The organism is Bilifractor porci (assembly GCF_009696005.1).
GTDB lineage: Bacteria > Bacillota > Clostridia > Lachnospirales > Lachnospiraceae > Bilifractor > Bilifractor porci.
This window is the reverse complement of sequence record NZ_VUMV01000001.1, coordinates 274,952-298,487: the sequence shown is the minus strand read 5'-3', so window position 1 is coordinate 298,487 and position 23,536 is coordinate 274,952. Positions and strand designations below refer to the sequence as shown.

Annotated in this window: 22 protein-coding genes; 19 read left to right on the top strand and 3 right to left on the bottom strand. The window is 51.6% G+C overall.

The features are described from left to right. Positions 1-44: 44 nt before the first annotated feature. The 19 genes from argH (at position 45) to FYJ60_RS01225 (ending at position 20,339) form a co-directional block, all read left to right on the top strand. On the top strand, positions 45-1,424 hold the full coding sequence (gene argH, locus FYJ60_RS01315) for an argininosuccinate lyase (protein WP_154456786.1): 1,380 nt from the start codon (positions 45-47) through the stop codon (positions 1,422-1,424). A 214-nt stretch (positions 1,425-1,638) separates the two neighbouring features. Beyond that, complete coding sequence (gene asd, locus FYJ60_RS01310) at positions 1,639-2,724, top strand: aspartate-semialdehyde dehydrogenase (RefSeq protein ID WP_154457059.1); 1,086 nt, start codon at positions 1,639-1,641, stop codon at positions 2,722-2,724. A gap of 44 nt (positions 2,725-2,768) precedes the next feature. After that, positions 2,769-4,955 carry a DNA topoisomerase gene (locus tag FYJ60_RS01305; protein WP_154456785.1) on the top strand — a complete coding sequence of 729 codons (2,187 nt, stop codon included), beginning with the start codon at positions 2,769-2,771 and terminating at the stop codon, positions 4,953-4,955. Beyond that, positions 4,933-5,601: an LbetaH domain-containing protein gene (locus FYJ60_RS01300; protein ID WP_154456784.1), complete on the top strand. Its 669-nt coding sequence runs from the start codon at positions 4,933-4,935 to the stop codon at positions 5,599-5,601. Before FYJ60_RS01305 ends, FYJ60_RS01300 begins: the two co-directional genes overlap by 23 nt. A gap of 190 nt (positions 5,602-5,791) precedes the next feature. Then, positions 5,792-6,484: an iron-sulfur cluster assembly scaffold protein gene (locus FYJ60_RS01295; RefSeq protein ID WP_154456783.1), complete on the top strand. Its 693-nt coding sequence runs from the start codon at positions 5,792-5,794 to the stop codon at positions 6,482-6,484. 18 nt (positions 6,485-6,502) lie between these two features. Then, the gene (locus FYJ60_RS01290; RefSeq protein ID WP_154456782.1) at positions 6,503-7,522 is read left to right on the top strand and encodes a GGGtGRT protein; all 1,020 of its coding nucleotides are present in this window, start codon (positions 6,503-6,505) and stop codon (positions 7,520-7,522) included. Between the two features lie 311 nt (positions 7,523-7,833). Further along, entirely contained in the window at positions 7,834-9,231 is a 1,398-nt protein-coding gene (locus tag FYJ60_RS01285) for an LCP family protein (protein WP_154456781.1), read from the top strand. Positions 9,232-9,263: 32 nt separating this feature from the next. Next, the gene (locus tag FYJ60_RS01280) at positions 9,264-9,518 is read left to right on the top strand and encodes a type II toxin-antitoxin system prevent-host-death family antitoxin (protein ID WP_154456780.1); all 255 of its coding nucleotides are present in this window, start codon (positions 9,264-9,266) and stop codon (positions 9,516-9,518) included. 386 nt (positions 9,519-9,904) lie between these two features. Continuing rightward, complete coding sequence (locus FYJ60_RS01275) at positions 9,905-10,624, top strand: BglII/BstYI family type II restriction endonuclease (RefSeq protein WP_154456779.1); 720 nt, start codon at positions 9,905-9,907, stop codon at positions 10,622-10,624. Next, positions 10,581-11,261 (top strand): MT-A70 family methyltransferase, encoded by a 681-nt coding sequence (locus FYJ60_RS01270; protein WP_235903277.1) that lies wholly within the window; start codon positions 10,581-10,583, stop codon positions 11,259-11,261. Before FYJ60_RS01275 ends, FYJ60_RS01270 begins: the two co-directional genes overlap by 44 nt. Positions 11,262-11,490: 229 nt before the next feature. Then, the gene (locus FYJ60_RS01265; protein WP_154456777.1) at positions 11,491-11,802 is read left to right on the top strand and encodes a hypothetical protein; all 312 of its coding nucleotides are present in this window, start codon (positions 11,491-11,493) and stop codon (positions 11,800-11,802) included. Between the two features lie 22 nt (positions 11,803-11,824). Further along, positions 11,825-13,855 (top strand): V-type ATP synthase subunit I, encoded by a 2,031-nt coding sequence (locus FYJ60_RS01260; protein WP_154456776.1) that lies wholly within the window; start codon positions 11,825-11,827, stop codon positions 13,853-13,855. Then, a complete protein-coding gene (locus tag FYJ60_RS01255) occupies positions 13,852-14,328 on the top strand; it encodes a V-type ATP synthase subunit K (RefSeq protein ID WP_154456775.1) in 477 nt (158 codons plus the stop codon). The genes FYJ60_RS01260 and FYJ60_RS01255 overlap by 4 nt, the downstream gene beginning before the upstream one ends. Before the next feature lie 161 nt (positions 14,329-14,489). Then, on the top strand, positions 14,490-15,083 hold the full coding sequence (locus FYJ60_RS01250) for a V-type ATP synthase subunit E (RefSeq protein ID WP_154456774.1): 594 nt from the start codon (positions 14,490-14,492) through the stop codon (positions 15,081-15,083). Positions 15,084-15,095: 12 nt separating this feature from the next. Beyond that, positions 15,096-16,067 (top strand): V-type ATPase subunit, encoded by a 972-nt coding sequence (locus tag FYJ60_RS01245; RefSeq protein WP_154456773.1) that lies wholly within the window; start codon positions 15,096-15,098, stop codon positions 16,065-16,067. Continuing rightward, positions 16,060-16,380, top strand: coding sequence for a V-type ATP synthase subunit F (locus tag FYJ60_RS01240; protein ID WP_154456772.1), 321 nt, complete (start codon positions 16,060-16,062; stop codon positions 16,378-16,380). The genes FYJ60_RS01245 and FYJ60_RS01240 overlap by 8 nt, the downstream gene beginning before the upstream one ends. Before the next feature lie 19 nt (positions 16,381-16,399). Further along, positions 16,400-18,166 carry a V-type ATP synthase subunit A gene (locus FYJ60_RS01235; protein WP_154456771.1) on the top strand — a complete coding sequence of 589 codons (1,767 nt, stop codon included), beginning with the start codon at positions 16,400-16,402 and terminating at the stop codon, positions 18,164-18,166. A gap of 6 nt (positions 18,167-18,172) precedes the next feature. Further along, positions 18,173-19,546, top strand: a complete 1,374-nt coding sequence (locus FYJ60_RS01230; protein ID WP_154456770.1) for a V-type ATP synthase subunit B — start codon at positions 18,173-18,175, stop codon at positions 19,544-19,546. Between the two features lie 139 nt (positions 19,547-19,685). Further along, positions 19,686-20,339: a V-type ATP synthase subunit D gene (locus FYJ60_RS01225; protein ID WP_154456769.1), complete on the top strand. Its 654-nt coding sequence runs from the start codon at positions 19,686-19,688 to the stop codon at positions 20,337-20,339. A gap of 117 nt (positions 20,340-20,456) precedes the next feature. Here FYJ60_RS01225 and FYJ60_RS01220 read toward each other — a convergent pair whose 3' ends face one another. Genes FYJ60_RS01220 through FYJ60_RS01210 form a run of 3 tightly spaced genes read right to left on the bottom strand, consistent with a single transcriptional unit; the run spans position 20,457 to position 23,291 of the window. Then, on the bottom strand, positions 20,457-21,722 hold the full coding sequence (locus FYJ60_RS01220; RefSeq protein WP_154456768.1) for a BaiN/RdsA family NAD(P)/FAD-dependent oxidoreductase: 1,266 nt from the start codon (positions 21,720-21,722) through the stop codon (positions 20,457-20,459). Next, positions 21,719-22,630 carry a MurR/RpiR family transcriptional regulator gene (locus FYJ60_RS01215; protein ID WP_154456767.1) on the bottom strand — a complete coding sequence of 304 codons (912 nt, stop codon included), beginning with the start codon at positions 22,628-22,630 and terminating at the stop codon, positions 21,719-21,721. The genes FYJ60_RS01220 and FYJ60_RS01215 overlap by 4 nt, the downstream gene beginning before the upstream one ends. Next, complete coding sequence (locus FYJ60_RS01210) at positions 22,623-23,291, bottom strand: DUF3786 domain-containing protein (RefSeq protein ID WP_154456766.1); 669 nt, start codon at positions 23,289-23,291, stop codon at positions 22,623-22,625. The genes FYJ60_RS01215 and FYJ60_RS01210 overlap by 8 nt, the downstream gene beginning before the upstream one ends. Positions 23,292-23,536 lie beyond the last annotated feature (245 nt).

Below are 23,536 nucleotides of genomic sequence, written 5' to 3'. Positions count from 1 at the left end.
CATGGCAGCAGAGTAGTATTTTTTCAGAAAAGGAGACAGGAGACATGGCACAGTTATGGGGAGGCCGTTTTACCAAAGAGACCGACAGGCTCGTATACAATTTCAACGCGTCCATCGGTTTTGATCAGAAATTTTACCGTCAGGACATCCGGGGCAGCATTGCCCATGTGAAAATGCTGGCTAAGCAGAACATCCTGACAGAAGAAGAGAGAGATACCATCATCCGCGGCCTGGAGGGGATTCAGAGGGATGTAGAGAACGGAACGCTGAAAATCACCTCCGAGTATGAGGATATTCACAGCTTTGTGGAGGCAAATCTGATTGAGCGGATCGGGGACACCGGGAAAAAGCTGCACACGGGAAGAAGCCGGAATGACCAGGTGGCGCTGGATATGAAGCTGTATGTGCGGGACGAGATCGACGAGACGGAGAGCCTACTCAAGACCCTCCTGTCTGTCATAGACCGCATCATGAGGGAAAATGTGCACACGTATATGCCGGGATTCACCCATCTGCAGAAAGCCCAGCCCGTCACGCTGGCGCACCATTTCGGCGCCTATTTTGAGATGTTCCGCCGTGACCGGGAGCGTCTTCTGGACGTCCGGAAGAGGATGAATACCTGTCCCCTGGGCGCGGGGGCGCTTGCCGGGACCACCTATCCGCTGGACCGTGACTACACCGCCCGTCTGCTGGATTTTGACGGGCCGACCCGCAACAGCATGGACTCTGTCTCGGACAGGGACTATGTCATCGAGCTGCTTAGCGCGCTCTCCACGATTATGATGCACCTGAGCCGGTTCAGCGAGGAAATCTGTATCTGGAATACGAATGAGTATCGCTTTGTAGAGATCGACGACGCCTACAGCACCGGAAGCTCCATCATGCCGCAGAAGAAAAATCCCGACATTGCGGAGCTGGTCAGGGGAAAAACGGGAAGGGTCTATGGTGCGCTGATCACCATGCTGACGGCGATGAAGGGGCTTCCGCTGGCCTATAACAAGGACATGCAGGAGGACAAGGAGCTGACCTTTGACGCCATCGACACGGTGAAGGGCTGCCTGGCTTTGTTTACCGGCATGCTTGATACCATGAAATTCCGGAAGGATGTCATGGAAGCCTCCGCCCGCCGCGGATTTACCAATGCGACGGACGCTGCGGATTATCTGGTGGGAAAGGGTGTTCCCTTCCGGGACGCGCACGGCATTATCGGCCGGCTGGTCCTGCACTGCATTGACAGAGGCTGCGCCCTGGACGATCTGTCGCTGGAGGAATTCCGTTCCTTTGACAGCCATTTTGACCGGGATATTTACGATGCCATCAGCATGAAAAACTGCGTGGAGAGAAGAAATACCGCCGGTGCGCCGGGACCGGCCGCCATGGCCGCGGAGCTGGAGGCGGACAGGGAATATCTGGATCGAACCTGATCCGAAGGACGTCGGAATCGGCTTTTTGCATAATTTTCTCTTGCAATTCTCGTGCAGAAAGTCTATAATACGCAAATGACGCACATATGTACGCGTGAGAAAGACACCGCAGAGGAGAGTTTCACCTGCAGATCCGGAAGGACGCACATGTGTACGACTGGGAAAGACAAGCAGAGAGTCATATGTCATCATTACAGGAGTCTAGGTCATGGAGATGGAGAAGAAACTGAGAGTAGGTATTCTGGGAGCAACAGGAATGGTCGGACAGCGTTTTGTCACGCTGATGGAGAATCATCCCTGGTTTCAGCCGGTTGTGCTGGCGGCAAGCGCCAGAAGCGCGGGACAGACTTACGAGGAGGCTGTGGGCGGACGCTGGAAAATGGAAACGCCCATGCCGGAGTATGTGAAGAACATGCAGGTGCTGAACATCGACGAGATCGATAAAATCGCATCTATGGTAGATTTCGTCTTCTGCGCCCTGAACATGCCGAAGGATCAGATCCGCGAGGTGGAGGAACGGTACGCGAAGGCGGAGGTTCCGGTTGTGTCCAACAACAGTGCGCACCGCTGGACGCCGGATGTTCCCATGGTTGTTCCGGAAATCAACGACAGCCATTTTGATGTCATTCCCTTCCAGAGAAAAAGACTGGGGACGGCAAGAGGATTTATCGCGGTAAAACCGAACTGTTCTATCCAGAGCTACGCGCCGATCTTAAGCGCATGGAAAAAGTTCGAGCCGACAGAGGCTGTGGTCTCTACCTACCAGGCTATTTCCGGAGCCGGAAAGACCTTTAAGGAATGGCCGGAGATGATGGGAAACATCATTCCCTTCATCAGCGGGGAGGAAGAGAAGAGCGAGCAGGAGCCGCTTCGTCTGTGGGGAAGCATTCAGAACGGAGAAATTGTAAAATCCGACTGCATGAAGATTTCCGCCCAGTGCATCCGCGTGCCTGTCCTGAACGGACACACGGCTACCGTCAGCCTGAACTTCAGACAGAATCCTTCCATGGAGGAGCTGGTGGAAGCGGCAGAATCCTTCCGGGGCTATCCGCAGGAACACAGCCTTCCCAGCGCGCCGAAGCAGTTTATCCAGTATCTGAGGGAGGACGACCGTCCGCAGGTCAGCAAGGATGTGAATTTTGAAAACGGGATGGGCATTTCCTTCGGGCGTCTGCGCAAGGACACCATCTTCGACTGGAAGTTTGTCGGCCTCTCCCACAACACGCTCCGCGGGGCGGCCGGAGGCGCTGTCCTCAGCGCGGAGACACTGGTTTCCAAGGGCTACATTACCGCAAAATAAAATCCGGCCCGGCCGGGCAGAAATACAGGCAGGAATCATACGGAATGGGAAAATCCTTATACATTGCAGAAAAGCCGTCCGTGGCGCAGGAATTCGGGAAGGCGCTGCATGAAAATCTCCGGCGGATGGACGGCTATCTGGAATCCGACAGCAGTGTGGTTACCTGGTGCGTGGGGCACCTGGTAACCATGAGCTATCCGGAAAAATATGACGAGAAATACAGGCGGTGGTCCTTCGATACACTGCCTTTTTTGCCGCAGAAATTTAAATATGAGGTAATCGGAAGTGTCAAAAAACAGTTTGACATTGTGAAGGGGCTTCTGAACCGGGAGGATGTAGACACCATCTATGTCTGCACGGACTCCGGGCGGGAGGGAGAATATATCTACCGCCTTGTGGCAATGATGGCAGAGGTGCCGGCTTCCAGAAGCCAGAAGAGAGTGTGGATTGATTCTCAGACGGAGGAGGAAATTCTCCGCGGGATCCGCGAGGCAAAGGATATTTCCGCCTATGACCATCTGGCTTCCGCTGCGTTCCTCCGGGCAAAAGAGGATTATCTGATGGGAATCAACTTTTCCCGCGCGCTCTCCCTGCGGTATTCCTTTGCTGTCACAGACTATCTGGGGCAGAAATACCAGGCCATTTCCGTCGGAAGGGTTATGACCTGTGTGCTGGGAATGGTTGTACGGCGGGAGAGAGAAATCCGAAGCTTTGTCAAAACACCGTTTTACCGGGTGGCTGCTACCCTTCGGCTGCAGGACAGGAGCTTTGAGGGAGAGTGGAGAGCCGTGGAGGGCAGCCGGTATTTTCAGAGCCCGAAGCTCTACAAGGAAAACGGGTTCCGCGAAAAAAAGGATGCGCAGGAGCTGATTCGACTGCTGGAGGGACAGCCCTCTCAGGATGCTTTGGTGGAAAAGCTGGAAAAAAAGAAAACCAGAAAAAATCCGCCTCTCCTCTACAACCTGGCGGAGATCCAGAACGACTGTTCCCGCATGTTCCGGATCAGCCCGGACGCCACCTTGAACATCATTCAGGAGCTTTATGAGAAAAAACTGGTCACGTATCCCAGGACAGACGCCAGGGTCCTATCCACGGCCATTGCCAGGGAAATTAACAGGAACCTGTCCGGACTGAGAAACTATGGGCCGGCCGCAGGCTTTGCTTCGGAGATCCTGCAAAGCGGCAGCTGGAAGGGAATCGCAAAGACCCGTTACACGAATGACAGCCAGATTACAGACCATTATGCCATTATCCCCACCGGGCAGGGTCTGAACAGCTTAAAGCAGTTAAGTCCGGTGTCACAGAAGGTTTATGACGTCATTGTGCGGAGATTCCTGTGCATTTTCTATCCGCCTGCGGTTTACACGAAAATCGCGCTGACAGCGTGCATGCATATGGCAGGCTTTCCGGAGGGGAAGGAGTCGGACGAGCGGTTTTTCGCGAATTTCAGCGTCCTGACCGAAGAAGGATATCTGAAAGCTGCCTACCGCCCCCGCGCTTCAGCCGCAGAAAGCACAGCCCCAGGACAGGCGGAAAATACGGGGACGGCCGGAAAGAAAAAGGGGGCTGCGGCGGAGAATTCCCCCGCGGGAGAAGAAGACGGAAATCCGGAAGAGACCTCCTGCGACAGCAGTCTCCTGGAGGCTCTCTCGGGTCTGAAAAAAGGAAGCGCTCTGCCGGTGGAGGGCTATGCGGTAAAGGAGGGTGAGACATCACCGCCCAAGCGTTATTCCTCCGGTTCCATGATTCTGGCTATGGAAAACGCCGGTCAGCTGATCGAGGACGAGGAGCTCCGTGAGCAGATCCGCGGAAGCGGGATCGGAACCTCCGCGACACGGGCAGAGATTCTGAAAAAGCTTTTTCACATCAGGTATCTCTCCCTGAACAAAAAGACACAGATTATCACACCGACCCAGATGGGAGAAATGGTTTTTGATGTGGTGAACTGCTCCATCCGGTCACTGCTGAATCCGGAACTGACCGCAAGCTGGGAAAAGGGCCTCACCTATGTGGCGGAGGGAACCATACAGGAAGAGGAATATATGAAAAAACTGGAGAACTTTGTGGCGAAACACACCAATCAGGTGAAACAGACGGATCACCGGGCTTACCTGAGACGGTTTTTTGATGCTTCCGCTCCCTATTACAGAAAGACATCCGCAAAGACACGCGGGAAACGAAATCCGAATTCGGAAACAGGAGATAAAAATGTTAAAGTACGCGACAATTAAAGAGCTTTTTAATCTGGATGAGACGCTGGCGAAACCTCTGCTGGAGAGCCGGACCTGGCCCTGGGAGGTTCTCCCGCTTATTCATGATTATATTCTTCAGATCGGTCCGACTCTCCCTTCGGAGGAATATGAACAGAGGGAGGAGGGCGTCTGGATTGCCAGATCCGCAAAAATATGGCCGACGGTATCCATTACAGGCCCCTGTATTGTTGGAAAAGAGGCGGAGCTGCGCCAGTGCGCCTTTATCCGCGGAAATGCCATCATCGGCGAGCATGCGGTAGTCGGAAACTCTACCGAGCTGAAAAATGTCATTCTGTTTAACTTTGTGGAAGCTCCTCACTATAATTATGTCGGAGATTCTATTCTGGGCTTTCATGCCCACATGGGAGCCGGATCTATCACCAGCAACATCAAATCCGATCGGAAAAACATTGTGATAAAGGGAGAGGACGGAACCATAGAGACGGGAATGCGCAAAATCGGCGCAATGCTCGGCGACTGGACCGAGATCGGGTGCGGTTCTGTACTGAATCCGGGAAGCGTCATCGGCGCCCACACAAACGTCTATCCGCTTTCCAGCATCCGCGGGATCATTCCGCCAAATTCCATTTACAAACGCGAAGGGGAGATTGTACCGAAGCGTTAAAATCAGATTTTTTCCGGTATATTTTTTATACACCTGTTTTTTACACATATGTCCGGCAGAAGGGACATTCCCGCACAAGGCAGTCTGTCTGGCGGCCGGATAAGAATTCCCCCTTTACTTGCCTCCTGTTTTATGCGAAAATACAGGCAGCTTAATGGCTATATGATTACATTTTGAAAGGAGTTATACGATGATTTATTCACAGGAAGTAGAAGATATGTGCGTTGTGCATCAGGGCGTACATCATGGTGCTGCTCCTATTCCCGAAGAAGCAAAATGGGTTAAGAGCAGGGAAGTAAAGGATATTTCCGGTTTCACTCATGGTGTAGGCTGGTGCGCTCCCCAGCAGGGCTGCTGCAAGCTGTCCCTGAACGTAAAGGAGGGCGTAATCCAGGAGGCTCTGATCGAGACTATCGGCTGCTCCGGTATGACCCATTCTGCGGCTATGGCGGCAGAGATTCTTCCCGGCCTGACGGTTCTGGAAGCTCTGAACACAGATCTGGTATGTGATGCCATTAATACCGCAATGAGAGAGCTGTTCCTGCAGATTGCCTACGGACGTTCCCAGAGCGCCTTCTCCGAGGACGGACTTCAGATCGGCGCCGGTCTGGAAGATCTTGGAAAGGGTCATCGCTCCCAGGTCGGAACCATGTACAGCACCCTGAAAAAAGGCCCCCGTTATCTGGAAATGACAGACGGCTATGTAAAAGAGCTGGCTCTGGATGAGAATGACGAGATCATCGGTTACAAGTTTATCAACTTTGGAAAGATGATGGACTTCATCAAGGCCGGAGACGATGCCAATACCGCATTCGAGAAGGCTTCCGGTCAGTACGGCCGTGTCGCAGATGCAGTTAAGTTCATTGATCCGAGAAAAGAGTAACAGGGGAGGACGAAAGAAATGGCTTTATTTGAATCATACGAGAGAAGAGAAAAACAGATTCTGGCAAAGCTTTCCGAGTATGGGATCGGTTCTATTGAAGAGGCTGCTGAAATCACTAAGGCCGCGGGACTGGATGTTTATCATATGGTAGAGAATATTCAGCCGATCTGTTTTGAAAACGCAAAATGGGCATACACCGTAGGCGCCGCCATTGCCATCAAGAAGAACTGCCGCAAGGCATCCGAGGCAGCCGCGGCCATCGGAGAGGGACTTCAGTCCTTCTGCATCCCCGGTTCCGTCGCAGACCGCCGGAAGGTCGGACTTGGCCACGGCAATCTCGGAAAGATGCTTCTGGAAGAGGATACCGAGTGCTTCGCGTTTCTGGCAGGCCACGAGTCCTTTGCGGCGGCAGAGGGCGCTATCGGCATTGCGGAGAAGGCAAACAAGGTTCGTAAAAAACCGCTCCGCGTTATCCTGAACGGACTTGGCAAGGACGCCGCCAAGATCATTTCCCGTGTAAACGGATTTACCTATGTAGAGACCGAGTACAACTATAAGACCGGCGAGCTGACAGAGCTTTCCCGCACCTGCTACAGCAAGGATCCCAACGGGGCCCGCGCAAAGGTTAACTGCTACGGGGCAGACGACGTGCAGGAAGGTGTTGCCATCATGTGGCATGAGAATGTGGATGTCTCCATTACCGGAAACTCCACCAACCCGACCCGTTTCCAGCATCCGGTTGCAGGTACCTACAAGAAAGAGCGTATCGAAGCAGGAAAGAAGTACTTCTCCGTTGCTTCCGGCGGCGGTACAGGACGTACCCTTCATCCGGATAACATGGCGGCCGGCCCTGCTTCCTATGGTATGACTGATACCATGGGACGTATGCACAGCGATGCACAGTTCGCAGGATCTTCCTCCGTTCCGGCCCACGTAGAGATGATGGGACTGATCGGCGCAGGAAACAACCCGATGGTCGGCATGACCGTAGCGGTTGCCGTCAGTGTCGAGCAGGCGGCAGAAGCCGGGAAGTTCTGAAAAATCGCCTGACCATCATTGTCTGGCTTTTTGCAGGCAAGCGTCAAATCAAAAAATTTATACAACATTAAATCCGGTCCGTGCGGCCCTGCGGTTTCATCGTCAACTGAATTTCCGCAGAAGCGCACAGACCGGATTTTTTCGCAAAATGTTAAATGCCGGAGAAGAAGCAGGCAGTGAGTTGTGAAATTTGCTGTCATTCAACAACATTCTTCCGGCACATTTAGACAGAATAACAGTTTCCTGCCTTCTTTCTGTAATGCTATAATACATACTTATGAGATTTTTTAATTTTTCATGAGGAAAAAAGAATGATCAAGAAAATTATTGCAATCGTTGTGATTTTTGTGGCAGCCGTTGGTGGCGTCGCCATGCTCTATGTGACAAACCTTCTGGGACAGGTGAATCATGTGGACGGGACGGAAAACACGGCGGACGTAACCGGTCTGCAGGCGGTAAACGCAACATCAGAAGGCGGGAACAGCGTCGACCTGACAGGAATTGATACGAACGTCCTCTCGGATGCTGACATCAAAAACATCCTGATTATCGGTCAGGATCGCCGGGAGGGAGAGACCGGCCGCACCCGTTCGGACACGATGATTATCTGCAGCATCAACACAAAGACGAACAAGATCTATCTGACATCCCTGATGCGTGACATGTATGTCCCGATTCCCGGTTATGGGGCAAACAGAATCAACGCGGCTTATGTGTTCGGCGGCATGGATCTGCTGGATTCCGTCATTGAACAGGATTTCGGCGTCAAAATTGACGGAAATGTAGAAGTAGACTTCGACGGATTCCTGACAGCGATTTCCGAACTGGCTCCTCTGGATATCGAACTTACCCAGGAGGAAGCAGAGTACATGATGACACATCCGCTGGATGGAACCATCAAGGAAGGGGATGCTCCTTGGGATCTGCACGAGGGAGTGAATTCTCTGCAGCCCGGAGAACTCTTGGAATATGCCAGAATGCGGTACGTCGGCAATTCTGATTGGGACAGAACAGAGCGTCAGCGTAAACTGATGAAGGTGGCGTTTGCAAAACTAAAGACCTGCGACATCTTTACCATGCTGAAATTCGCAAAGGAAGTGGTGCCAAGCCTGACCACCGACCTGACAAACAGTGAGATCCTCGGATATATTTATTCTGTGTATTCCAAGAATATGGAAGTTGATGACGAGACGCTTCGTGTTCCGATTGACGGCGGATATGAAGGTCAGTCTATCGGCGGAATGTCCGTTTTAGTTCCGGATTTTGACGCCAACGCAGAGGCGATTCAGAAATATATCTATGGAAAAGTCCTGAATGCAAAAGTGGCACAGCTGAGCGACACGGATCTCAGTGAGGAATCCATTAAATCCAACTATCAGCAGGCGGAAGAACTTGCTCCGTCCCAGGATGAGGATGAGTATTATACCGATACCGGGAGCAGCTCTGAGCAGAGCTCCGGAACAGAATATACGGAAACGACGGTAACTCCGACAGCGGCGCCGACAGAAAGCGGCACAGCCGGCGGGGCTGGCGGTACGGTTAACGCAGGAGGAGATACCGGGAATACCTCCGGCGGCACGACTGTCGCTCCCACAGAGGCTGCCCCGACGGAAGCACCGCCAACGGCGGCTCCGACACAGGCACCTGCGGTGGATGTACCTTCGGACGCCGGGGGCACCGGAGACGCTGCACAGGAGGCAGCCGGCTGAGATAATCTATAGTTAGAAAGGAGTTGAGCAATATGCCAAACATCAAACCGATTTCTGATCTGAGGAATTACAGTGAGGTATTGAATGATGTAGCAGTTGGAGCTCCTGTCTTTCTGACAAAAAACGGGCGGGGACGGTATGCGATTCTAGATATGCAGGATTTTGAAAAGGCACAGGCAACGCTCTGGTTGATAAACGAACTTGCAAAAGGCAGGAAATCTGGCGAGGAGAAGGGATGGTTGACGTTGGAAGCTGTGGAGGAGAACCTTGGTATTGTGAGTAAATAATCTGTCTGAGTTTTTACCGAACTTATGGACATGAGGTCTATTTGGATTGTATGCGCTATTCAAGTCGGGTTTATATGCGTGTCCTGTTTGGGGATATTTCACCAGAAGAAATGGGCGAATAATCATTCTATTCTACAACCGCTTGCTTAAAAGGCAGGCGGCTTTTTTACTACGGCTTTTGGAATACTTTTGGGAGAAAACAGATTTTATTGAAACAGAGGGAGAGCAGGGGTACAATAACTATGAATTATAAACTTGCGATATTGAAAATAAGTTTTTTCAAAGGCTAAAATAACAATTCATTGCCTGTCATGGTTTTAATAAGTATCTGCAATAGAAGCTTTGAGCCAAGTTTGATAAGCGGATCAAAAGTGAGGGCCGTAGAGATGGATAGTTCAAAATATATAGATTCTGATCTTATTGAAAAATTTGAGTTTTATAATTATGGTCATTCTTTGGAAATCCTGCATGAATCATTTCCGGAAGAATGGAAGGAACTGCAGGAATGCTTCAGAAAGCTCAGCCTCTCTATCGACGATATAAAAAAATCCGGCGGGAACGAGTCTCCTATTCCCAAAAAATTTGATGACATTCTTTATCCTTATGGCTGGAGAGAAATCCGGATATCCGGAGATTTGATTGTAAAGAAATATCCGAGAAAGGTAGCACAGCGCAGAGGAAAATTTGCGGATGAACCTTATGAAGTAGAAACAATTACCGGTTATATAGATGGCCATAATATAGATTTTCTGAAAAACCGGGTTGCGTTTGATCTGGAATGGAACAGTAAGGATCAGACGTTTGATCGAGACCTGCTTGCCATGCGAACATATTTTGACTGCGGGCTTATTGATGTGGGTGTGATTGTCACAAGAGCTGAGGAATTAAATGATATATTTCGGGAAATACGAGATGAACATGGACAGATCTTAATGAAGAAATATGGCGCAAGTACTACATGGATGGGGAAGTTAACCTATCGCCTCGATTCAAGAAGAAATGGGGGATGTCCTATACTTGCAGTTGGTATCAGAAAGGAATGCGTAGAGGATTATGGAAGACTTGCGGCTTACAATTCAGAGCTTGAAAAAATTCACAAGCGGTAAAAAATACAATACGATTTATGCGGATCCGCCCTGGCAGTTCCAGAACAGAACCGGTAAGGTTGCGCCGGAACATAAACGATTGACACGTTATGAGACATTGACTGTTGAGGAAATCAAAAAGCTTCCTGTATCAGAATTTTCCGGTGACAAGGCGCAGTTGTATCTCTGGGTACCAAATGCGCTGCTTCCTGAGGGGTTGGCTGTAATGGACGCGTGGGGATTCGATTATAAAACAAATATTATCTGGGAGAAGATTCGAAAGGATGGACAGCCGGATGGACGTGGAGTGGGATTCTATTTTAGAAATGTTACGGAAATAATTCTGTTTGGAATAAAAAAGAAGAGTGCGCCGAACAGAACCCTGGCGCCTGCAAGATCGCAGGTGAATATTCTGCGCACAATGAAAAGAGAACACAGCCGTAAACCTGATGAAATCATTCCGATTATAGAAGCCTGCAGTGCCGGCCCCAGGATTGAGCTGTTTGCAAGAGGCGACCGCGAGGGATGGGATATGTGGGGAGATCAGGCGGATGCCTCATACGAACCGACCTGGGACACTTATGCAAATCATACGGTTTCTCCATTAACGCACCAGGATAAAACGCGGGAAATTTCTCTACATGCGTCCGGAAAATAAATAAAGCATAACACACTCTGCTGCCAGCTTCAGGCGGTGGAGTGTTTCTTTATAGAAAAGATTTGTACACAAAATGCACTGTGTATCAATAGATTCTTAAGAATCTTATTTTTCTGACTTTTTCATGGAATGAAACGCGTTAATGTGTTAAAATGTTTTTCAGGTTTTACGAAAACCTGCAAAAATAAGCCGGCGTATGATACAGGAAGGCGAAAAAGGTGGTGAGGATATGATTGATGATTCTATCCGTGCCGTAAAGGATGCGGAGAGGAAAGCCAGCCAGATCATTCTGGATGCCCATTCCTCCGCGGATCAGTTGATCAAGCAGGCGGAAGCGGAGGCAGAACAGATACGGGCAGATGCCGGAAACGGCGCCGCGAAAGCCGCAGAAGAGAAGATGGAGGAAGCCCGCAAAAAGGGCGCGGAGGAGCTGAAGCAGTCGGATGCCCTTCTGGATAAAGACCGGCAGGGGCTGGAGGCCATTGCCGGAAACAAAGTGGAACAGGCAGCGGAAGCTGTAATCCGGGAAATTTTGTCGTGACAGAGAAAGGCGGGATTTTTGCATGGCAATAGTAAAAATGCAGAAACTCAGCATCTGCGCAACAAAAAAACACAGAAAGGCCATTCTGGAATTTCTGCAGTCCATGGGAGCCATGGAGGTTCACACAGAGAACCTGAATGATCCGGAGCTGAAAAAGATGGACACGCAGGCGTCCCGTTCTACCTTTCTGAAAAACGCGGATGCTCTTGAACAGGCCGCCGGTCTTCTGAAAGCGTATCATCCGGAGAAAAAGTCCGGACTCTCCCTGTTTTCCGAAAAAAAGGAAGTGGAGAGAAAAACATTTGATACGATCGCGGATGACCAGCAGACCTATGTCGGAGATGCAAGAGCGATCCTGAAAGCTGAGAAAACAATCAATGAATGTAAAGCCGCTGTCAGCAGAGACCGGAACCTGATCGATTCCCTTCAGCCCTGGATGCGCCTGGATATACCGATGAGTTACAGGGGCACCAGAGATACCGCTTTTTATGTCGGAACCATTGAAGGGGAAATTCCGGAGGCGGAACTTCTGGCGGCGGTGACGGCCGGGATGCAGGATCCGATTCCGGTCAGTGTCGATGTTCTGGACACCGGGCACAATGTAACCTATCTTTCCGTGCTGTGCCACAAAAAGGTACAGGAACAGATGGAGGCTAATCTCCGGGAGGCCGGCTTTGCAAGACCCTCGCAGCCGGTTAAGGGAATTCCTTCCGAAGAGGCGGAGAGGGCGGAAAAAGATATCCGCGCACAGGAAGAGAACATTGCAAAACAAAAAGAGAAGATTATCCGTCATTACGACAAGCGCGGCAGGCTTCTTGTCCTGTCCGACTATTACCGGACCAGGGCGGAGAAGTACAGGCTGCTAGGAACCATACCGCAGTCGGAGAAGGTATTCTTTCTGGAAGGCTGGATTCCGGATGCAAATGTAAAGGAGATCACGGAGATTCTTACCGGTAAATTCCACGCGGTGGTGGAGACCGAAGAGAAGGAACCGGATGAGACAGAGCCGACGCTGCTGAAAAACAATCATTTTTCAGAGTCGGTGGAAGGGGTTCTGGCTTCCTACGGACTGCCGCAGCATGGGAAGGTGGATCCGACTTTTCTCATGTCGATTTTCTATGTGTTCTTCTTCGGCATGATGCTGTCGGATGCGGCGTACGGAATTATCATTTCCGTCATTTGCGGGATTGTGCTGAAAAAACACCGGCATCTGGAAAAAGGCCTGCAGAAGACGCTGCGTCTGTTTTTCTATTGTGGGCTTTCCACGGCCTTCTGGGGCTTTATGTACGGGAGCTTCTTCGGAGACGCCATTGATGTCATTGCAAAGACGTTCTTCGGTTACACCGGGGCGACGCCTATACTGAAACCGCTCTGGTTTGAGCCGCTGGGAGATCCGATGAGACTGCTGATGTACTGCATGCTCTTTGGTCTGATCCATCTGTTTACGGGACTTGGAATCAAGGGCTGGCAGATGCTCAGGGATCATGATATCGTCGGCTTTGTCAGTGACATTCTGGCCTGGTATATGTTCCTGATGGGGCTGATCCTGCTGCTGCTTCCTACCTCGCTGTTTGAATCTATCGCGGGGACGGAGTTTAATTTCCCGTCGTGGATGCACGGCTTCGCCCTTTTCCTGACCTTTGCCGGAATGGCAATCATTCTTGTGATGTCCGGCAGGGATCATAAGAACTGGGCGCTTCGGATTATCCTGGGAGCGTATGATATCTATGGGGTCACCAGCTGGCTGTCAGACGTGCTTTCTTATTCCCGTCTGCTGGCTCTGGGACTTGCAACAGGCGTCATCGCCAGTGTGGTGAATATGATCGGAAGTATGTTCGGCGGAGGGCCGGTTGGCGCCGTCCTCTTTATTCTGATTTTTGTATTCGGGCACACCATGAACCTGCTGATCAACCTGCTGGGTGCCTATGTGCATTCCAACCGTCTGGAGTTTGTTGAGTTTTTCGGAAAATTTTACGATGCTGGCGGTCAGCCGTTCCAGCCTTTCACTACCAAAAACAAATATATTGAAATCAAGGAGGAAAAGGTATCATGAGTTTAGGATTTGCACTTGCGTTAATCGGCGCGGCACTGGCAACGGCTCTTGCCGGAAGCGGTTCCGCCTGGGGTGTCGGTGTTGCGGGACAGGCAGCGGCAGGAGTTGTCAGCGAGGATCCCGGACAGTTTGCCAAGGTTCTGATTCTGCAGCTGCTTCCCGGCACACAGGGTATTTACGGCCTTCTTGTTACCTTTATTACACTTTCCAAAATAGGTCTTCTCTCCGGCTCTCCGGCGACATCCATGGATCTGGGCACCGGTCTGGCTGTTTTTGCGGCATGCCTGCCGATTGCCATTGTCGGTCTGATTTCCGCGTATCATCAGGGAAGAACCTCAGTCGCATCCATCGGCCTTGTGGCCAAGAACCCGGATCAGTTCGGTAAGGCCATGCTTTTCCCGGCAATGGTTGAGACTTATGCGATTCTGTCTCTGCTGGTTTCTATTCTTGCTATTTCCAACATCAGCCTCTAAAGAAAGATCAGTCGTCAGGGTCGGGGTGCAGGAAGATCCGCAGCCGGCTTTGCGGCAAAAAAAACGGGCGGTGAGACAAACATATCAGAAGGAAATAAGAACGGAAGTCTGCTGCCTGCCGGCTCTGCCGGCAGGAAAGCATAACAGGAAAGGAATCAGTTATGGCAGGAATTGAGGCAATTACGGAGGAAATCCTGCAGGATGCGCAGAAGGAAGCGGACAAAATCATCGACAGCGCCAGGGAACAGGCAGAGGAAATAAGGAATGCCGCCCGGACGGACGCGGAAAAGATCAGGCAGAAAGCCGCTTCCCGAACAGAACACGATCTGGCCGTTTACTCCGAGCGCCTGCAGTCTCAGAAAGAGATGCGGAGGCGCCAGGCCGTTCTTTCCGCGAAGCAGAAGATGATCGGCGAGGCGATCGAAAAGGCTTATGCAAGGCTTGCGGAACAGGACGAAGCAGATTATTTCTCCATGCTGGAAGGAATTCTGCAGAGGGAAGCGGAAGAAGGGCAGACCGGCGAGATTCTGTTCGGAAAAAGAGATCTGGAACGTCTTCCGGTGGATTTTGAGGAAAAGGCGAACAGGGCTGCCGTGAAAAAGAACGGAAGCCTGACGGTTTCCCGGACTCCGGCAGATATCGAAAATGGTTTTGTTCTGCGTTACGGAGGTATTGACGAAAACTGCAGCCTTCGCGCCCTGTTTGAAGAAAAGCGGGAAACACTGCAGGATATTGTGAATAAAATATTGTGGTAAAGGAGTGCGCAAATGAGTAACAGTGATTATATCTTTGCCGTTGCGCGTATCCGTGCCAGAGAAAAGTGGCTTTTAAGCGATGCGGATGTCCGACAGATGACAGCCATGAAGAGTGAAGGAGAGGTGCTTGCGTTTCTCTCCGACAAAGGCTGGGGTACCTCAGATACCGGCCGGGATGCGGAAAGCATGCTGGAGGCGGAGGAGAAAAAGAATCATCGGATTCTCCGGGAACTGAAGGTGCCGAAAGCCGTGCAGGATGTCCTGTCCCTTCCGCAGTATTACCATAATCTGAAGGCCGGGATCAAGGAGATCTGCACCAGCGAGGATTTCGAGGGTGTGTTCTATGATCTGGAGGATTTCAGCAAGAAGGATGTCGTAAAAATCCTTCAGGAAAAAACCTTCTACCGGCTGCCGGAGCATATGCAGAACACCGCGAAGGAAGCATACGAGATTATGCTGCAGACCATGGACGGACAGCGCTGCGACATCATTGTAGACAGGGGATGCCTGGAGGCTATGATCAGCGCGGGCCGTGCTTCCGGGGACGCTATGCTGAAATCCTACGCGGAGTCTAACGCGGTTACAACAGATATTAAGATTGCGGCGCGGGCTGCACGGACCGGAAAATCCGTCCATTTTCTGAAAGAGGCGCTTGCGCCCTGCGACGGGCTGGATGTAAAAGCACTTGGAGAGGCTGCCGCCAGAAGCGAGGAGGGACTTCTCTCTTATCTGGAGGGACACGGATTCCGCGAAGGTGCGGAGGCGCTGAAAAAGTCTCCTTCCGCGTTTGAAAAATGGTGTGACAACCGGCTGATGGCCAATCTGAAGCTTCAGAAACGCAATACGGATTCGGCCGGACCGGTTGCGGCCTATTATCTGGCAAGGCAGAATGAAATTAAGATGGCACGTATTATCCTGACGGCGAAGGCAAACGGGTTTACGGAAGAAGATATCCGGGAAAGGGTAAGGGACATGTATGTTTAAGATTGCAGTCATGGGAGATTATGACAGCATCTATGGTTTTTCTGCTCTTGGCCTTACCATCTTTCCGGTCAAAGACGGGGAGACGGAAAAAGCGGCCAGGACCCTCCGGACACTGGCGGATGGAGAGTACGGGATCATTTATATGACAGAAAAACTTGCGGCATCTCTGGGAAAAGAGATTGACCGGTATAAGGAGCGTATCCTCCCCGCCATTATTCTGATTCCGGGTGTCTCCGGAAATACAGGAAGCGGCGTCCGGGCCGTCAGAAAATCCGTAGAACAGGCCGTCGGCAGTGATATACTGTTTGGCTGACAAAAGAAAGGCACGTATTATGAGCAAAGGCGTAATTAAAAAAGTAGCCGGACCGCTGGTTATTGCCACAGGGATGCGGGATGCGAACATGGGTGATGTTGTCCGCGTCAGCAGCCAGAGGCTGATCGGAGAGATTATTGAAATGCACGGCGATCAGGCTTCGATTCAGGTATACGAGGAGACCAGCGGCCTGGGACCGGGCGAGCCCGTGGAATCCACAGACAGTCCGCTTTCTGTAGAGCTGGGACCCGGACTGATGGGCTCTATCTATGACGGTATTCAGAGACCCCTGAACAAAATCATGGAGAAAACCCACAGCAATCTGCTGTCCAGAGGAGTGGAGGTGCCTGCCCTGGACAGGGAGAAAAAATGGGAATTTCACGCAACGGCACAGCCGGGAGAAGAGGTAGAGGCCGGAGACATTCTCGGAACCGTTCAGGAGACCACTGTGGTGGAGCAGAAAATCATGGTTCCGTACGGGGTGAAGGGCACGCTGAAGAGCATACAGTCCGGTTCCTACACGGTGGAGGAGACGATTGCCGTTGTACAGACAGAGAAAGGAGAACGCCCGCTGACGCTGATGCAGAAGTGGCCGGTGCGCCGCGGCAGACCCTATGCGAAAAAACTTCCGCCGGATATGCCGCTGATCACCGGGCAGCGGGTTATTGATGCTTTCTTCCCGATTGCCAAGGGCGGTGTTGCCGCCATTCCCGGACCTTTCGGTTCCGGCAAGACGGTCACACAGCACCAGCTGGCCAAGTGGTCCGAGGCAGATATTGTCGTCTATATCGGCTGCGGAGAGCGCGGAAACGAAATGACGGATGTTCTGAATGAATTTCCGGAGCTGAAGGATCCCCGAACAGGCGAATCTCTGATGAAGAGGACCATACTGATCGCCAATACCTCCGATATGCCCGTAGCTGCCAGAGAGGCATCCATTTATACAGGAATTACCATGGCGGAGTATTTTCGTGACATGGGATATTCCGTCGCGCTGATGGCGGATTCCACGTCCCGTTGGGCGGAGGCTCTCCGTGAGATGTCCGGCCGTCTGGAGGAGATGCCCGGCGAGGAAGGATACCCGGCTTATCTGGGTTCCCGTCTGGCACAGTTTTACGAGCGCGCCGGCCGTGTTATTTCCCTGGGTAAAAACGGCAGGGAAGGACAGCTCTCCGCAATCGGAGCAGTTTCACCGCCCGGAGGCGATATCTCCGAGCCGGTTTCCCAGGCTACCCTGCGTATTGTCAAGGTGTTCTGGGGTCTGGACGCGGAGCTGGCGTATCAGCGGCATTTCCCTGCGATCAACTGGCTGACTTCCTACAGCCTGTATCTGGATGACCTGGAGCCCTGGTTTAATAAGAACGTCGAGAGTGACTGGATGGAAACCCGGCAGAATCTGATGAGTCTGCTTCAGGATGAGGCTTCGCTCAATGAGATTGTCAAGATGGTCGGAATGGACGCGCTTTCACCGCAGGACCGTCTGAAAATGGAGGCCGCAAGGTCTATTCGTGAGGATTTCCTGCACCAGAACTCCTTCGATGAGATTGATACCTACACCTCTCTTCAGAAGCAGTACGATATGATGAAGCTGGTGTATGAATACTACAAACAGGGAACAAAGGCGCTGAAGGAAGGAGCGGACATTAACGATCTGGTAAAGCTTCCGGTCCGCGAGGCCATCGGCCGTTTCAAATATGTAAAGGAAGACCAAATCGGACAGGAGTATCCGAAGGTGAAGGAAGAAATTATTAAAGAAATTGCGCCGCTTACAGGAAAGGAGGACTGATCAAAGATGGCAAAGGAATATCGTACCATTCAGGAAGTTGCCGGTCCTCTGATGCTGGTAAAGGGAGTTGAAAACGTAAAATATAACGAGCTGGGAGAGATCGAGCTGGCGAACGGGGAGATCCGCCGCTGCAAGGTACTGGAGATTGACGGCTCCAACGCGCTGGTGCAGCTGTTTGAATCCTCCACAGGAATTAATCTGTCCAACAGCAAGGTCCGCTTCCTGGGCAGAGTGATGGAGCTTGGAGTATCCGAGGATATGCTCGGCCGTGTGTTTGACGGACTGGGACGGACCATTGACGGCGGACCGGAGATCATCCCGGAAGCCAGAATGGATATCAACGGACTGCCGATGAACCCGGCGGCGCGGGTGTACCCGGCGGAATTTATTCAGACCGGTGTATCCGCGATTGACGGATTGAATACACTGGTCCGCGGGCAGAAGCTGCCGATCTTTTCCGCCTCCGGACTGCCGCATAACCGGCTTGCCGCGCAGATCGCCCGGCAGGCAAAGGTAGTCGGGACTGACGAACCGTTTGCCGTTGTTTTTGCGGCTATGGGTATTACCTTCGAGGAGGCGAACTTCTTCCAGGAGTCCTTCCGGGAGACAGGAGCGCTGGACCGGACAGTACTGTTTATCAACCTTGCCAACGATCCGGCAGTTGAGCGTATTTCCACTCCCCGTATGGCTCTGACGGCGGCGGAATACCTTGCCTTTGAAAAAGGAATGCACGTGCTGGTCATCCTGACCGATATTACGAACTACGCCGACGCCCTGCGTGAGATTTCCGCGGCGCGGAAAGAGGTGCCCGGACGGCGCGGATATCCCGGCTACATGTACACCGATCTTGCGCAGATGTATGAACGCGCAGGACGGCAGAAGGGAAAAGACGGATCCATCACCATGATCCCGATTCTGACCATGCCTGAGGATGATAAGACGCACCCCATCCCGGACCTTACCGGATATATTACAGAGGGACAGGTTATCCTGAGCAGGGAGCTGTACCGGAAAGGCGTCACACCGCCGATCGACGTGCTGCCTTCCCTGTCCCGGCTGAAGGATAAGGGAATCGGCGAGGGCAAGACCAGGGCCGACCATGCGGCTACCATGAACCAGCTGTTTGCGGCTTATGCCCGCGGCAAGGATGCCAAGGAGCTGATGGTCATTCTGGGAGAGGCGGCTCTTACCGACATCGATCTGATCTACGCGAAGTTCGCGGATGAATTTGAGAGCCGGTATATCTCTCAGGGCTACAACACGGACCGCAGCATTCAGGAGACGCTGGATCTCGGCTGGGAGCTGCTCCGCATTCTTCCCAGATCGGAGCTGAAACGTATCCCGGATGCCATGCTGGATCAGTATTACGATAAGAAATAACGCGGCGGCATTCGTGCCGCGGTTGTGAATTCCGTAATTGTGCAGGCGGGAGAAGAGCCGGAGCTGTAGTTACGGCTTCCCGCGCCTGTCGTGACATGGCTCAAATTATGGAATAGTTACAGAAAAAAGGAGGCTTTACATGGCGGCTTCACAGGTGAATGCGACCAGAATGGAGCTCACCAGACAGAAGAAAAAACTGGTGACGGCGGAAAAAGGCCATCGGCTTCTGAAGGATAAGCGCGACGAACTGATGCGTCAGTTCATGGATCTTGTCCGGGAGAATATGGAACTTCGGAAAAAGGTGGAAAAAGGCATTCAGAACGCCAACCGGAATTTTGTCCTGGCGAAAGCCGGAATGTCAGAGGAAGCCCTGCGGACGGCGCTTATGACCCCCAAGCAGGAGGTCTATCTGAAGTCCGGGAAGAAAAATGTGATGAGCGTGGATATACCGGTCTTTGACTGGACGACCCGCACATCAGATAAAAACGACATCTATTCTTATGGCTATGCTTTTACGTCCAGCGATCTGGACGGGGCTGTGTATTCACTGTCGGAGGTTTTTCCGGACATGCTCAAGCTGGCGGAGGTGGAAAAGTCCTGTCAGCTGATGGCTTCGGAGATCGAGAAAACACGGCGCCGCGTCAACGCGCTGGAACACGTTATCATTCCGGAGACAAGAGAACACATCCGCTATATCTCCAACAAACTGGACGAAAACGAGCGGAGCACACAGGTCCGTCTGATGAAGGTAAAGGACATGGTGCTGCAGGACGCGCACCATTATCAGGAATAATACAGGGAAAACAGCAGGGATGCGCATTTTTGTCATGCTCCGCATGGCTTGATGTCCATACCTGCTGTTGTTTTCCGGACAGGGATTCTTTTGTTTGCTCTATTAATTGTGCCGCGTTTATTTTTTCAGAATCCCCTCCGCCGCGGTATGTGCGGTCGCCCATGCGATCTGCAGGTTATAGCCTCCCGTCACGCCATCCAGATCTAGGACTTCTCCTGCGAAGAAAAGGCCGCTGACACGTCTGGATTCCATGGTGGACGGGTTGACATCCCTCACAGAGACCCCTCCCTGTGTGATGATCGCCTCATTATAGCTCCTGGTTCCTGTAATGGTAAAAGGAAAGGATTTGATCAGAGCGATGAAGCGTTTTCGTTCTTCCTTTGTGACCTCACGGACAGGTTTTTCTCCGGGTATTCCGGACAGCTCCAGCATGACCGGCCGGAGGCTGGCCGGAAAAAGTCCCGGTATCACATTCTTAAATTCTTTATTTTTCGCTTCTCCGAACTCACGGAGCAGTCTGTCGTCCAGCTGTTTTTCCGTCAGCGCCGGTTTCAGATCCAGAGAGGCCGAAAGACCTTCTCCGCCTTTTTTTTGATTTTCCTCCAGAGCACTGCCGATATAAGAGCTGGCGGAGAGTGCCAGCGGTCCGGAGATGCCGAAATGTGTGAAAAGGAGTTCTCCGAATTCTTTGAACTCTTTTTTCTTTTCATAGGGAATACGTAGTGTTACATTGCGCAGAGACAGTCCCTGCATTCTCGGAATATAGGCTTCCGCCGCAACAAGCGGAACAAGGGCAGGCCTGCATGGGGCTATCCTGTGCCCGGTTTCTTCCGCAAAGTGATAGCCGTCCCCGGTCGCGCCTGTCGAGGGATAGGAAAGTCCTCCGGTGGCCAGAACCACGGCGTCCGTGGATACAGCAGTTCCGTCGGACAGAAGCACTCCTGTTATTTTTTCTTTCCCGTCTGCGCCCGCATCTGTCAGAAGCTTCGATACTTTTGTCCGGAGGCAGATGTGTACCTTTTTTTCGCGCAGCCTTTTTTCCAGCGCCCGGATGATATCCGAGGAGTGGTCAGAGGCAGGAAACGCCCGGTTTCCTCTCTCGATTTTCGTTCTTACCCCCAGCTTCTCAAACAGATCTATGGTCTGATTGCTGTCCCATCCGTAAAAGGAACTGTATAGGAAGCGTGGATTTGTCACAATATGAGCAAACAGCTCATCCACATCACAGGCATTCGTAAAGTTACAGCGCCCCTTACCCGTTATAAAGAGCTTCTTGCCAAGCTTCTCATTTTGTTCCAGCACACAGACCTCTGCCCCTGCCTCCACAAGAAACAGGGCGGCCGCCATTCCGGCTGCGCCTCCGCCGATTATCACACATTTCATAGACTTACCTTATCATCCAGACGGTTAATCTCGTCCCCGGTATATACCTGATATTCCTTCCAGAGCTGCTCCATGGTTTTCAGTGTATAAACAACTTCCTTCTGCCTGCGCATGCAGAGCGCGACAATCAGGGCATTGATCACAGACAGGGGAGCCACCAGACTGTCCACGATCGAAGCCATATCGCTTCTGGCAATCAGATTGCAGGAAGAATACAGGTTCATGGGCGAGTGGACACTGTCTGTGATGGTAATGACTCTGGCATTTCTGTTGTTGGCGAATTCCATGGCCTTCAGGGTGCGCATGGAATATCTGGGAAAACTGATTCCTATCACTACATCTTTTTCACTGATCCGGATCATCTGCTCAAAAATTTCACTGGCATTGTTCGTGCTGACCAGCCTGACATCCGGAAAAATCTGTTTCAGATAAAAACTGAGGAATTCCGCCAGCGGGGCGCAGCTGCGTATTCCCACCACGTAAATGGTTCTGGCCTGAAGAATGTCATCCACAGCCATCTGAAAAGCTTTTTTATCTGTCTGCTCCAGCGTCATGCGGATATTATTCTCGTCATGGCGGAGTACGGTGTCCAGAATTTTTTCCCTGGGAATTCTGCCGTAGGTAACCTCCATGCGCTGGATGGAATTCAGCTTCATGCGGACCATTTCCTCCAGATTGTCATGGAATTCCGGAAACCCGCTGTAGCCGAGCAGTGCCGCAAAGCGAACCGCTGTTGATTCGCTGACTTCTGCCTGTCTGCCAAGCTCCGCCGCCGTCATAAAGGCTGCCTTTTCGTAATGCTCCATGCAGTAATCCGCCAGCCTTTTCTGCCCTTTGCTCATAGATGAATAATGGTCGTTTATTCTGCTGATCAGGTTATCGGAAACCTGTGCGTTTGCTTTATTCATGAAACTTTTCCATTCCTCCCATGGCACCGATTAAAATGCCTCCGATCTCCGCAAGATCATAGGTCTCAAATGCAGTGCTGAAATTGGAGGAAAAAAGAATCTGGGCAGAGGCAGGGAATTCCTCATCCCCTTCCCACAGGATCAGGCGGACAAACAGCCCCTCAAACAGCTCAAAATCGTAACAGGCATCCGCGTAATCCACCTTTTTGGCGCCGAATTTTTCGCAGATCTCCCGGAAAACGTTGATCCGTTTTCCGTACTTGCCGATCAGCCGGAAAATGCATCTTCCCTGGAACTGCTTAAAATACAGGTCTCCCCCCGGCATATCCCGGAAGGACAGAAACTCTCCCGTGGCAGGCGCGGGACTGGAAAGACAGAGGTAGCGGAGCATCAGAATCCTGGCGCTGTCGCTGCCGGAAAGAGCGTCCATGCCCGGTTCCGCCATGGTGATATGAAAATCCGGATGGCTGATATGGTATTTTTTACCCAGGAAGCGGATACACAGCTCCCCGGTCTCCCGGTTAAAGGGAAGATGAAGCCGATCCGCAATCTCCTGCGGGTCTGCCTCTCTGAATTTTTCTCCGTAAAACTCCAGCGGCTGGCCGTGGAGATTATCTTTATATTCTGCCGGCGCTGAACCTGTTACCTTTTCCTTATCCATCTTATTTCTCCTGAATCCGAAAATTTGTTTTTACCTTTTATGAGTCTCTTCTTAAAGATCCAGTTCATTATATAGATATTTCCGATATAAGTCCAGTTCCTGACACGGGTGTATCGCGGCCAGTGTATCGAGACCAAACACCTCCAAACGCCCAGACTCAATTTATGTGTTGCTCGATCTTCGAGCAGAATGAGAGAAACTATGCAGAAGGGCAACGCACACGCTTTTCCGATGATTGTTATTCG

What these genes read in the sequence shown, in the direction of transcription:
- FYJ60_RS01220 (WP_154456768.1), bottom strand. Translation starts at nt 21,722, where the DNA reads ATGAAATGTGTGATAATCGGCGGAGGCGCAGCCGGAATGGCGGCCGCC.
- FYJ60_RS01215 (WP_154456767.1), bottom strand. Translation starts at nt 22,630, where the DNA reads ATGAATAAAGCAAACGCACAGGTTTCCGATAACCTGATCAGCAGAATA.
- FYJ60_RS01235 (WP_154456771.1), top strand. Translation starts at nt 16,400, where the DNA reads ATGAGCAAAGGCGTAATTAAAAAAGTAGCCGGACCGCTGGTTATTGCC.
- FYJ60_RS01285 (WP_154456781.1), top strand. Translation starts at nt 7,834, where the DNA reads ATGATCAAGAAAATTATTGCAATCGTTGTGATTTTTGTGGCAGCCGTT.
- FYJ60_RS01225 (WP_154456769.1), top strand. Translation starts at nt 19,686, where the DNA reads ATGGCGGCTTCACAGGTGAATGCGACCAGAATGGAGCTCACCAGACAG.
- FYJ60_RS01230 (WP_154456770.1), top strand. Translation starts at nt 18,173, where the DNA reads ATGGCAAAGGAATATCGTACCATTCAGGAAGTTGCCGGTCCTCTGATG.
- FYJ60_RS01240 (WP_154456772.1), top strand. Translation starts at nt 16,060, where the DNA reads ATGTTTAAGATTGCAGTCATGGGAGATTATGACAGCATCTATGGTTTT.
- FYJ60_RS01280 (WP_154456780.1), top strand. Translation starts at nt 9,264, where the DNA reads ATGCCAAACATCAAACCGATTTCTGATCTGAGGAATTACAGTGAGGTA.
- FYJ60_RS01255 (WP_154456775.1), top strand. Translation starts at nt 13,852, where the DNA reads ATGAGTTTAGGATTTGCACTTGCGTTAATCGGCGCGGCACTGGCAACG.
- FYJ60_RS01295 (WP_154456783.1), top strand. Translation starts at nt 5,792, where the DNA reads ATGATTTATTCACAGGAAGTAGAAGATATGTGCGTTGTGCATCAGGGC.
- FYJ60_RS01265 (WP_154456777.1), top strand. Translation starts at nt 11,491, where the DNA reads ATGATTGATGATTCTATCCGTGCCGTAAAGGATGCGGAGAGGAAAGCC.
- FYJ60_RS01260 (WP_154456776.1), top strand. Translation starts at nt 11,825, where the DNA reads ATGGCAATAGTAAAAATGCAGAAACTCAGCATCTGCGCAACAAAAAAA.
- FYJ60_RS01300 (WP_154456784.1), top strand. Translation starts at nt 4,933, where the DNA reads ATGTTAAAGTACGCGACAATTAAAGAGCTTTTTAATCTGGATGAGACG.
- FYJ60_RS01305 (WP_154456785.1), top strand. Translation starts at nt 2,769, where the DNA reads ATGGGAAAATCCTTATACATTGCAGAAAAGCCGTCCGTGGCGCAGGAA.
- FYJ60_RS01290 (WP_154456782.1), top strand. Translation starts at nt 6,503, where the DNA reads ATGGCTTTATTTGAATCATACGAGAGAAGAGAAAAACAGATTCTGGCA.
- FYJ60_RS01250 (WP_154456774.1), top strand. Translation starts at nt 14,490, where the DNA reads ATGGCAGGAATTGAGGCAATTACGGAGGAAATCCTGCAGGATGCGCAG.
- FYJ60_RS01245 (WP_154456773.1), top strand. Translation starts at nt 15,096, where the DNA reads ATGAGTAACAGTGATTATATCTTTGCCGTTGCGCGTATCCGTGCCAGA.
- FYJ60_RS01275 (WP_154456779.1), top strand. Translation starts at nt 9,905, where the DNA reads ATGGATAGTTCAAAATATATAGATTCTGATCTTATTGAAAAATTTGAG.
- asd (WP_154457059.1), top strand. Translation starts at nt 1,639, where the DNA reads ATGGAGAAGAAACTGAGAGTAGGTATTCTGGGAGCAACAGGAATGGTC.
- FYJ60_RS01210 (WP_154456766.1), bottom strand. Translation starts at nt 23,291, where the DNA reads ATGGATAAGGAAAAGGTAACAGGTTCAGCGCCGGCAGAATATAAAGAT.
- argH (WP_154456786.1), top strand. Translation starts at nt 45, where the DNA reads ATGGCACAGTTATGGGGAGGCCGTTTTACCAAAGAGACCGACAGGCTC.